Source organism: Sphingomonas segetis (assembly GCF_009720245.1).
Taxonomy (GTDB): domain Bacteria; phylum Pseudomonadota; class Alphaproteobacteria; order Sphingomonadales; family Sphingomonadaceae; genus Sphingomicrobium; species Sphingomicrobium segetis.
The window spans coordinates 1-9,718 of sequence record NZ_WJSQ01000104.1; the positions used below are offsets into that span (position 1 = coordinate 1).

A 9,718-nucleotide genomic window follows, 5' to 3' on the forward strand; every position below is an offset into this window, starting at 1 on the left:
CGGCGCGCCTGAGCCAAGCGCGCCACGATGCCGCGGCACGGCTCGATACAGCAGTCGCCGGCGAGCTTGCGCCGCTCAGGCTCGACGCCGCGCGCTTCCGTACCGCCATTGCGGCTGCGGAGCCCGGACCGTCGGGCACCGACCGGGTCGAGTTCGAAGTTTCGACCAACCCCGGCGCTCCGTTCGGCGCGCTGACCCGAATCGCCTCGGGCGGCGAGCTGTCGCGCTTCATCCTTGCGCTCAAGGTCGCGCTCGCCGAGGCCGGCAGCGCGGCGACAATGATCTTCGACGAGGTCGACCGCGGCGTCGGCGGTGCCGTCGCCAGTGCCATCGGCGAGCGGCTGGCGCGGCTTGCGCAACAATCGCAGGTGCTGGTCGTGACCCATTCGCCGCAGGTCGCCGCCCGCGCCTCGCACCATTACCGGATCGAGAAGAGCCACGGCGCCCAAGGCACCCGAACCACGGTGCGCAAGCTTTCCGCCGAGGAGCGGCGCGAGGAAATCGCGCGGATGCTGTCCGGCGCATCGATCACCGAGGAGGCCCGGGCCCAGGCCTCCCGCCTCCTCGACGCCGCATGACTGCGTACGTCGCGCTGCTTCGCGGCGTGAATCTGGTGGGCAAGAGCACGCTCAGGATGGCGGACCTCAAGGCCATCGCCGATCGGCTCGGCCTTGAGTCGGCACGTACCTATGTCGCGAGCGGCAATCTCCTTTTTCGGAGCAACAAGCGCGAGGCGATGCTGCGCCAACTACTCGAGACGGCGCTTCACAAGCATATGAACAAGGGTGTCACCGTGATGCTCCGCACTGCCGAAGAGATGCAAGCCGTCGTCGAGGCGAACCCCTTCGCCGATACGCCAGCAAATCGTGTCCAGGTTTTCTTCGTCAACGAGCCGCCCGCGGATCTGCTTCAAACCGTCCGCAACCGCGCCGACGACGAGCGGGTTGCGCCCGGGCCGCGCGAGGTCTTTGTCGCGTACGGCGAAAGGGGTATCGGCAAATCGCGCCTGCGCATTCCCCCGGCCGAGGCGGGGACTGCGCGCAACATGAACACGGTCGCGAAGCTGGCCGCGCTTGCAAGGGAGATGTCATGAGCAAGGAACGCTCCATCCGCCACCAGTTCGAGGGCGATCAGCTCGAAAGCGTGTTCGTCGGCCGTCGCGATGCCGAGCCGCGGCCGACGGTGATCCTGATCCCGACCGTGATGGGGGTGGCCGAGCTCGAGATCGGCTTCGGACGGCAACTGGTCGAGCTCGGCTACAACGCGCTGGTCGCGGACCTGTTCGGCAGCGAGTTCCGCGGCGCGCCGCGCGAGACGATGTTTGGCGAGATGAAGCGGCTGCGGGACGACCGCGCGGCTTTGCGCCGCCGGCTCGAGCACGTGCTGCAGATCGCGCGCGGGCTCGATGAGGTGAGCAGCGGGCAGATCGTCGTCGCCGGCTATTGCTTCGGCGGCCAGTGCGCGCTCGATCTTGCGCGAAGCGGGGCCGATATTGCCGCGGCGGTCGCCTTCCACGGCCTGTTCGATCCGCCTCGCCTTCCGCTTCAGAAGATCAAGGCGAAGGTCGTGTGCTTCCACGGCTGGGACGACCCGATGGTTCCGCCCGAGGCGGTCGTCGCGCTCGGCAAGGAGCTGACCGAGGCCGGCAGCGACTGGCAGATTCACGCCTACGGCCATGTCGGCCACGGCTTCACCAACCCGCACGCATCCGAGCTGCAAATCGACGGCGTCGCCTACAACGCGCTCGCGGCCGAACGGTCGTGGACCAGCTTCATCAACCTTCTCGAGGAATTGTTTGGCTGAGATACTGAGCCAGGCCGAGGCCGCCAACCGCCTGATGCGGCTGGCGCGGGAGATCGCGCGGCACGACAAGCTCTACCACGACGCCGACACGCCGGAGATTTCCGACGCCGATTATGACGCGCTGGTGCGCGAGAACCGGGAGCTGGAGGAGCGGTTTCCGCACCTCGTCCGCGCGGATTCACCTTCGAAGCGCCTCGGCGCCCCGCCGACCAGCGCGCTCGCCAAGGTCGCGCACGCGCGGCCGATGCTCAGCCTCGAGAACGCGTTTTCCGCGGACGAGGTCGAGGAGTTCGTCGCCCGGGTGAAGCGCTTCCTCGCCCTGCCGGCGGACGCGTTCGTGGCGATGACGGCGGAGCCGAAGATCGACGGGCTGAGCTGTTCGCTTCGGTACGAAGGCGGCGAACTGGTGCTTGCAGCGACGCGGGGCGACGGTGCCGTAGGCGAGGACGTGACGCCGAACGTGCGGACGATCGGGGATGTGCCAGAGCTGCTCCCCGGCGAAGGCCGGGGTCCAGGAGCGCCGGCAGGCGCTGCTGATGCAGCGCCCTGGGCCCCGGCCTTCGCCGGGGAGCAGGTGATCGAAATCCGCGGCGAGGTGTACATGTCCAAGGCGGACTTCGAGGCGCTGAACGCGCGGCAGGAAGCGGCCGGCGGCAAGATTTTCGCCAACCCGCGCAATGCCGCGGCAGGTTCGCTCCGCCAGAAGGACCCGTCGATCACCGCCGCCCGCCCGCTGCGCTTTCTCGCGCACGGCTGGGGCGAGCTCAGCGAACCGCTCGCCGACACGCAATACGAGGCGATGAAGCGGATCGAGAGCTTCGGGATTCCGGTCGCCGACTTGCTCGTGCGCTGCAACTCCGCCGAGGAAATGCTCGCTCATTATCGGGCGATCGAGAAAGCGCGGGCTGACCTGCCGTTCGATATCGACGGGGTCGTCTATAAGGTCGACCGGCTCGACTGGCAGGAGCGGCTCGGCCAAGTCGCGCGCGCGCCGCGGTGGGGCCTCGCGCACAAATTCCCCGCCGAGAAGGCCGAGACCACGCTCGAAGCCATCGACATCCAGGTCGGCCGCACGGGCAAGCTCACGCCGGTCGGCCGCCTCACGCCCGTTGGAGTCGGCGGCGTGATCGTCGCCAACGTCACCCTCCACAACCGCGACGAGATCGCGCGCCTGGGGCTTCGCATCGGCGACCGAGTCCGAATCCAGCGCGCCGGCGACGTCATCCCGCAGGTGGTCGAGAATCTGACGCGGGACGAGCCGCGCCCGGCTTACGAATTCCCGACGCGCTGCCCGGAATGCGGAAGCGAAGCCGTCGCCGAGGAAGGCGAAGTCGACGTCCGCTGCACCGGCGGCCTGATCTGCCCGGCGCAACGCTTCGAGCGGCTGCGCCATTTTGTCTCGCGCGGCGCGCTCGACATCGAGGGCCTGGGCGAGAAGAGCCTCGCCGAGTTCATCGAATTGGGCTGGCTCCACTCCCCCGCCGACATCTTCCGGCTGCACGCGCACCGCGCCGACCTGCTCGGCCGCGAGGGCTGGAAGGAGAAGTCGGTCGACAACCTCCTCGCCGCGATCGAGGCCAAACGCCGGCCCGACGGGCCGCGCTTCCTGTTCGGTCTAGGCATCCGCCACGTCGGAATCGTCACCGCCAAGGACCTCCTCAAATGCTTCGGCACGATCGAGGAGCTGCGCCGCGCGGCACTCTCCGAGGGCGGACAGGAGGAGCTGTCATCGGTCCAGGGCGTCGGTCCCGTCGTGGCCGAGGCCGTCCACGATTTCTTCCATGAGCCGCACAACCGCGAGGCGCTCGACGACCTCCTCTCCGAAGTCTCGCCGCAGCCCTTCGTCAGCGACGCCAGGCAGACCGAGTGGAGCGGCAAGACCATCGTCTTCACCGGCAGCCTCGAGACGATGAGCCGCGACGAAGCCAAGGCCCAGGCCGAACGCCTAGGCGCGCGCTCCGCAGGCTCGGTCAGCGCCAAGACCGACCTCGTCGTCGCAGGTCCCGGCGCCCGCTCCAAGCTCAAGAAAGCCGAAGAGCTCGGCGTGCGAGTGATTAACGAAGCGGAGTGGGCGCAGATCGTCGCGGAGGTTTAGGCGTCGGACGTCATCTTTACGCTTGATGTCGCAGCCCCGAAGAACGGGGCAGCTTTCGCTCGAGCCCCGATACCGATAGATTTGAGCATGGCGGTTAGCGAGTCGTGCACTCGCGAGGGGGCAGATCACATGCGAATTTTCATGATCATACTCGCGTTCTTAGCCGTGTACGCAATTGCTTACATTGCGTTCGTGGTGCTGGTGCTCGGCGCGGTTGTTTACGGTCTGATCCATCGTCCTAAGGAGACCATAGCTTTCTTGGTGTTCTTGGCTTTGATCGCATTGGTAACCAAACATCCGTACATTGCCTCGTCAACGGCAGCGCTTTTTGCAGGCTACCTATGGTGGAAGCGCCAGCAACTGAAAGATGCCGAGCAACTAACGCTTCCCTTCGCCTCGGCAGAATAGCGGCTGCTCAATGGCAATTGTCGCTGCCATAGTTGTAAGTTGGTATGTTGCTTACAAGGCAATGTTCAGCGCCGGCTGGCTGTCAGGTTCTCTCGCCTACGTTCTTTTCTCAGGTGCTCTATATCTCTACAGCTTCGGCTTCATTGGTCTCCGAGTGCTGCTGACCGACATACCGCTAATTGTCGTGATTCCTCTTCTCGGTGCCGCCGGAGGCGCGTTTTTCAGGGCCGTTCGTGGCAGGGCCACGAGTTAGGCTAACGCCTGTTTGCGTCCAAGGCGGCCGGCCGATACTCGGAATACTACCGCACCCCGCTCGTCCGGCGGATGAAATCCGCGACATCGCCATGCAGCTCGACCAGCGTCGGCGGGTGGACGTAAACCATGTGGCCGGACTGGTAATAATGATATTCAATGTTCGCCTTCAGCGCCGGCGGGATCGACAGGTGCCTTAGCTCCATCACCCCTTCGAAATATGGTGTCGACACGTCGAAATAGCCGCCGTTGACCATCACCTTCATGGTCGGGTTCTGCTTCATCGCCGCGGCGAGGTCGGGGAGCACGTTGGGAAGCATGATCAGCGGGCGGGCGGCGCCGGGCGGCTGATGCTTGTAGTCCCACTTGGAATAGATCGGGATGCCCGACTTGAACTGGATTCCCGGTTCGTAGTGCAGATGATCGCGTACATATTTGTGCCACGCGGCGACGTAAACCGCGCCGATCGCGCTGCCCTGCGGGTCGTATTCGGCGACCTTGCTTAGAGGATCGAGAGTCGCGCCGAGAAAGCGCGTGTCGAGCGTGCCGGTGGTCAGGCCCTCGGGCCCGAACAGCTCCTTCTGGAAGGCGCCATATTCGATGCGAAGGTTGGTCTTGAGCAGGTAGGATACAGGCAGCCCGGTATAGGCCGCGAGCTGCTGCGCGATCCGCTGCCGCTCCGCGTCCGGAAGCTCGTTCCCCTTGATCAGCGCCTGCGCGTAATCGGTCGTTGCGAACTGCTCGACCTGGCCGAGGAAGGCGCGCAGGTCCGCGGGCTTGTTCGGCACCTTGTCGAAATACCAGGCGGTCGCGGCATAGGTCGGGAGCGCGGCGATATAGGGCATGTCGATGCCGGGATTGAGCTGCGGGTCGTCGGGCATGAAATCCCAGTTGAGGATGTCCGACAGCAGGATGACGCCGTTCAAATCCACGTCGGCATTCTGCAGCGCCAGCGACAGCCCCGCGCCGCGCATCGTCCCGTAACTCTCGCCGAATATGTATTTGGGCGAGTTCCAGCGGCCGTATTTGGTCAGGAACTGGGTGATGAAATCGGTGAAGGCGTGGATGTCCTGGTCGACGCCGTAGAAGGCCTTCTCCTTGTCCTTGCCGGCGATTCGGCTGAAGCCGGTGCCCGGCGCGTCGATGAAGACGAGGTCGGACGAGTCGAGCAGGCTCTGGTCGTTGTTGACGGTGGAATAAGGCGCGGGCGGATTGTGCTTCGTGTCCACCGTCTGCACCCGCACCGGCCCGAACGCCCCCATGTGCAGCCAGATGCTCGACGAGCCCGGGCCGCCGTTGAACAGGAAGGTGATCGGCCGCCCGGCGGCGGGAGCTCCCTGCTTGAAGTAAGCGGTGTAAAACATCGAGGCTTCGGGCTTGGGGCGGTCCTTGTCCTTGTCCTTGTCCTCAGACTTGGCGTCCGCCTCAATCGGGTCGGTGTCCTCCCAGCCCTTGGCATGAACCACCAGCGTGCCGGCGATGGCGTCGTAGTTGAGCGGCTGGCCGCCGACGATCACCGTGCCGTTCGAGTGCGTTTCGTGCGGTTTGAAATATTCCTTGAGCGGCTCCTTGGCTTCGGCCTTCTTCGCGGCCCCAGCCTCGCTCCTCGGCGGGTGTTTGACCTGCGCTTTGGGATGGTGGGTGGCAGGAGCGGAAAGCGCGGGTGCGGGCGCGAGCAGCGCGGTCGCGGCAAGGATGATCGCGAATTTCATGCCGCCGCTGTTGCAGCGGCAACTTCGCTTCGCAAGCGAAACCCTCTGGCCATCCCGGCGAAGGCCGAAAGCATATTTTCACACGAAGGCACGAAGGGAGGTATAAGGCACGAAGGGACCGCGCCTGCTCTTCTCAGCGGCTTCCTTTCTTCTTCATTTCTTCGTGTGAACCAGAATCCTGGGCGGCTAAGCAGCAGTCTTTGAAGTGAGCACCAGGATTGGCCACTCGCCGATGTGCGACAGTTCCTCTCGAAGGGACATTCCCTCTTGTGCATAGGCGCGCGCGACAGCGGCGGCCTGGGTGTCTAGCAGGCCCGCGAGCACGACCGTGCCGCCGGGCGCAAGCGAGCTGGCAAAATCCGGCGCGAGTTCGATGAGCGGGCCGGCCAGGATGTTGGCGATGATGAGGTCGAACGGCGCTCGGGCGGCGAGCAGCGGCGACTCCATGCCCGCCGCCTCGGCGAGCAGCAGCTCGCCCGCGCCGTGGCCGAGCCTCACGCGGTTGATCGCGGCATTGTCGCGCGCGACCTCGATCGCGACCGGGTCGATGTCGGTCGCAATGCACTTCCCGTTTGGCCACAGCGCTAGCGCGGCGAAGGCGAGCAGCCCGGTTCCAGTGCCGATATCGGCAATGTTGAAAAAGTGCTCGCCCTCGCGTTCGAGCCGATCGAGCGCTTCGAGGCAGCCGCTGGTGGTCGCGTGCTGGCCAGTGCCGAAGGCGAGGCTCGCGTCTACTTCGAAGGCGACAATCCCCAAGGGGACAACCCCCGCGTTCGTTGGCGTGTGTACATAGAAGCGGCCCGCGCGGATCGGCTGGAGGCCGGACTGGCTCATCGTCACCCAATCGGTCTCGCCAAGCTCCTCGACGCGCGGCTCGCCCGAGCCAAGCCGGCGGACGGCCGCAAGCTCCTCTTCGGTCGGCGCATGCTCGAAATAGGCGTGGATCAGCCAGTCGTCGGGTCGTCCTGCATCCGGCTCGTCCGCGACCAGCACCGGCGGATTGGTGGAAGCGGGGCACGGGTCGACCTCCGCGATCGCCTCCCCCTGCGCACGGGTGCAGGGAATGGTCACGCGGAAACTCAATCTCCCTTCCCCGCCCTTTCCTTCGCCAGCCGCTCGTCGAGCTGCTTGGTCAACTGCGCCGCATAGTCGCGGCAGCCATTGGTATCGAGCAGCGGCTTGCCCTTGGCGAGGCGCTGGATCATGTGGCTCGCGGACGGGTGCGGAGTCAGCAGGATGTCGCAATCGAGCGCGGCGACTCTGGCAATGCTCGCGCGGAAGGCCTCGAGCGCGCCGGGATGATCGGTGAAGCGATAGCCGGGGCTGCTGACCGGCGTCAGGCTGTCGGCATAAACGATCGTCCAGCACTGCCCGCCATCGCAGCTGATCCATTGCCAGGTGAGCGCGCCGTGGGTGTGGCCCCTGGTCTCATAGGCCCTCGCCATGAGGTTGCCGAGCCGTACTTCCTCGCCGTCGCGGACGATCCGGTCGACCCGTGCAGGCGGAAAGCCGCGCAGGGTGGCCGCCTGCGGGTCACCGGGGCCGGGCTTGCCGGTCTTGAACACTTCCGCGGCATTGCCCGACGCGAACAGCTGCGCGCCCGTGAGCTGCTTCATGCGCGCCATGCCGCCGACATGGTCGAAATGCTCGTGGCTGTGGAGCAGGATACGTACGTCGGTCGGCTTCAGGCCGAGCTTGCGGATGTTGGCCGCGACCAGCTCCGCGCCCGCCTCAGTGCCCGAATCGATCAGGATGTCGCCGTCGCTGCCAACGATCAGGATCGAGGAGATCCCGCAAGTGCCGACCAGATAGGTATTGCCGTGGATGCGGACCGGAGGCGCCGGCTTGTCGTAATCGTCCCAGTCCTTGCACTTGAGCGCGAAGAGCGGGCCGTAAGTCTGGATCGGCGCGACGGGCCTTTCGACCTGCTTCGGCTTGCCGAGCGGAATGACGACCGGGAGGACCTGCGCGGCCGCGGCCGCCGCGAAGGCCAGGCTAGCGAACATAGCTGGCGCCGTTGACGTCGATCACGCTACCGGTCGCCGATTCCGGCGCGTCAGCAGCGAGCCAGCGGATCACCTCGGCAACTTCGTCGGTGCTCGCGACCCGGCCGAGCGGGATGTCCGCGACGATCTGCGCGCCGCCGCGGCCCTGGAGATATTCCGCGGTCATTTCCGACACGGTGAAGCCCGGCGCGACGGCGAAGCACAGGATGCCGTCGCCGGCATAGCCGCGGGCAATGGTCCTGGTCATGCCGACCAGCGCCGCCTTGGACGCGGCATAATGCCAGTGCTGGGGCGAGTCGCCGCGGAAGGCGGCGCGGCTGGCGATGTTGACGATACGGCCGCCGCCCCCGCGGTCGAGGAAATGCGAGACCGCCAGGCGCGAAAGGTCGGCCGCGGCCTGGAGGTTGATGGTCAAAGTCCGCTGCCACGCCGCGTGCCACTCATCGTCGGTCACGTTGTCGGGCACGCCTTCGTAAATGCCGGCATTGTTGACCAGCACATGGATCTCGCCGCCGAGCTCGTCGAGCGCCGTGTCCCAGATGTCGCGCGGTGCCGCCGGATCGGTGAGGTCGCCCGCGATCAAGGTGTCGCTGCCTTTGGTGCAGTGACCGACGACGTCGTGGCCGTGTTTCCGGAGCAATGCATAAGCCGCCGCGCCAATGCCGCGGCTGGCGCCAGTGATGAGAATGTTCATGGGCAAGAGGCACTAAACCAGCGCCCCGAAGTCGTCATCCCCGCGGAAGCGGGGCCCAGCGAAAGAAAAGTAGGTTCCCGCTTCCGCGGAATGACGAAAAGTGGCGTTCAGGCCGCCATGCCGTTCACGAACTCCTTGGCGGTCGTCCTGAAGCCGGCGATCTGCTCCGAGAAGCGGCCGAAGCCCTGCTCGACCTGGTCGATGTCCTTCGCCACATTTTCGGTGTCGGCGCGGATCGCGGCGATGGTCGAGCTCATCGAGTCGGCGGCGAGCGCGGTCTCGTCGACCGCGGCGGTGATCATCGTCACCGTCTGCGCCTGAAGTTCCATCGCCTCGCGGATGCGGTCGGCCGAGCTTTGCACTTCCTCGACCGTGTCCTCGATCGAGCCGTTGGCCTCGACCGTCTGGCGGGTCGCCTGCTGGATCGCCGTGATCTTGGCGGTGATGTCGTCGGTCGCACGCGCGGTTTGCGAGGCAAGGCTCTTCACCTCCTGCGCGACGACCGCGAAGCCGCGGCCGGCATCGCCCGCGCGCGCCGCCTCGATGGTGGCGTTGAGCGCGAGCAGATTGGTCTGGCCCGCGATGTCGCGGATCAGGCTCAGGATCGATTCGATGGCTTCGACATGGGCCGACAGCGCCTGGCTGACCTTCACCGCCTGGCTCGCCTGGTCGCCGGCGCGGGTCGCGACCCCCGCGGCGACTTCGACCTCGGCGCGCGCATCCTCGATCGCGCGGATCAGCCCGGCGG

Annotated in this window: 9 protein-coding genes and 1 pseudogene; 5 read left to right on the forward strand and 5 right to left on the reverse strand. The window is 66.1% G+C overall.

Translation table 11 applies throughout. The features are described from left to right. The 5 genes and pseudogenes from GH737_RS10295 to GH737_RS10315 all read left to right on the forward strand — a co-directional run. A pseudogene (locus tag GH737_RS10295) lies at positions 1-578 on the forward strand (DNA repair protein RecN); the annotation flags it as partial. A gap of 56 nt (positions 579-634) precedes the next feature. Next, positions 635-1,093 (forward strand): DUF1697 domain-containing protein, encoded by a 459-nt coding sequence (locus tag GH737_RS10300; RefSeq protein WP_230558758.1) that lies wholly within the window; start codon positions 635-637, stop codon positions 1,091-1,093. Further along, positions 1,090-1,803, forward strand: a complete 714-nt coding sequence (locus GH737_RS15815) for a dienelactone hydrolase family protein (protein WP_155264739.1) — start codon at positions 1,090-1,092, stop codon at positions 1,801-1,803. The genes GH737_RS10300 and GH737_RS15815 overlap by 4 nt, the downstream gene beginning before the upstream one ends. A gap of 34 nt (positions 1,804-1,837) precedes the next feature. Continuing rightward, a complete protein-coding gene (gene ligA, locus GH737_RS10310; protein WP_230558760.1) occupies positions 1,838-3,898 on the forward strand; it encodes an NAD-dependent DNA ligase LigA in 2,061 nt (686 codons plus the stop codon). Between the two features lie 141 nt (positions 3,899-4,039). Continuing rightward, positions 4,040-4,306, forward strand: a complete 267-nt coding sequence (locus GH737_RS10315; RefSeq protein WP_155264741.1) for a hypothetical protein — start codon at positions 4,040-4,042, stop codon at positions 4,304-4,306. A 299-nt stretch (positions 4,307-4,605) separates the two neighbouring features. Here GH737_RS10315 and GH737_RS10320 read toward each other — a convergent pair whose 3' ends face one another. The 5 genes from GH737_RS10320 to GH737_RS10340 form a co-directional block, all read right to left on the reverse strand. Beyond that, on the reverse strand, positions 4,606-6,270 hold the full coding sequence (locus GH737_RS10320; protein ID WP_155264742.1) for a S10 family peptidase: 1,665 nt from the start codon (positions 6,268-6,270) through the stop codon (positions 4,606-4,608). A 186-nt stretch (positions 6,271-6,456) separates the two neighbouring features. After that, positions 6,457-7,353, reverse strand: coding sequence for a 50S ribosomal protein L11 methyltransferase (locus tag GH737_RS10325; RefSeq protein WP_155264743.1), 897 nt, complete (start codon positions 7,351-7,353; stop codon positions 6,457-6,459). Beyond that, complete coding sequence (gene bla, locus GH737_RS10330; protein ID WP_155264744.1) at positions 7,350-8,276, reverse strand: subclass B3 metallo-beta-lactamase; 927 nt, start codon at positions 8,274-8,276, stop codon at positions 7,350-7,352. Before bla ends, GH737_RS10325 begins: the two co-directional genes overlap by 4 nt. After that, entirely contained in the window at positions 8,266-8,970 is a 705-nt protein-coding gene (locus tag GH737_RS10335) for an SDR family NAD(P)-dependent oxidoreductase (protein ID WP_155264745.1), read from the reverse strand. Before GH737_RS10335 ends, bla begins: the two co-directional genes overlap by 11 nt. A gap of 107 nt (positions 8,971-9,077) precedes the next feature. Further along, on the reverse strand, positions 9,078-9,718 hold a 641-nt coding region (locus GH737_RS10340; protein ID WP_230558759.1), incomplete at its 5' end, for a methyl-accepting chemotaxis protein.

What these genes read in the sequence shown, in the direction of transcription:
- GH737_RS10300 (WP_230558758.1), top strand. Translation starts at nt 635, where the DNA reads ATGGCGGACCTCAAGGCCATCGCCGATCGGCTCGGCCTTGAGTCGGCA.
- GH737_RS15815 (WP_155264739.1), top strand. Translation starts at nt 1,090, where the DNA reads ATGAGCAAGGAACGCTCCATCCGCCACCAGTTCGAGGGCGATCAGCTC.
- ligA (WP_230558760.1), top strand. Translation starts at nt 1,838, where the DNA reads ATGCGGCTGGCGCGGGAGATCGCGCGGCACGACAAGCTCTACCACGAC.
- GH737_RS10315 (WP_155264741.1), top strand. Translation starts at nt 4,040, where the DNA reads ATGATCATACTCGCGTTCTTAGCCGTGTACGCAATTGCTTACATTGCG.
- GH737_RS10320 (WP_155264742.1), bottom strand. Translation starts at nt 6,270, where the DNA reads ATGAAATTCGCGATCATCCTTGCCGCGACCGCGCTGCTCGCGCCCGCA.
- bla (WP_155264744.1), bottom strand. Translation starts at nt 8,276, where the DNA reads ATGTTCGCTAGCCTGGCCTTCGCGGCGGCCGCGGCCGCGCAGGTCCTC.
- GH737_RS10335 (WP_155264745.1), bottom strand. Translation starts at nt 8,970, where the DNA reads ATGAACATTCTCATCACTGGCGCCAGCCGCGGCATTGGCGCGGCGGCT.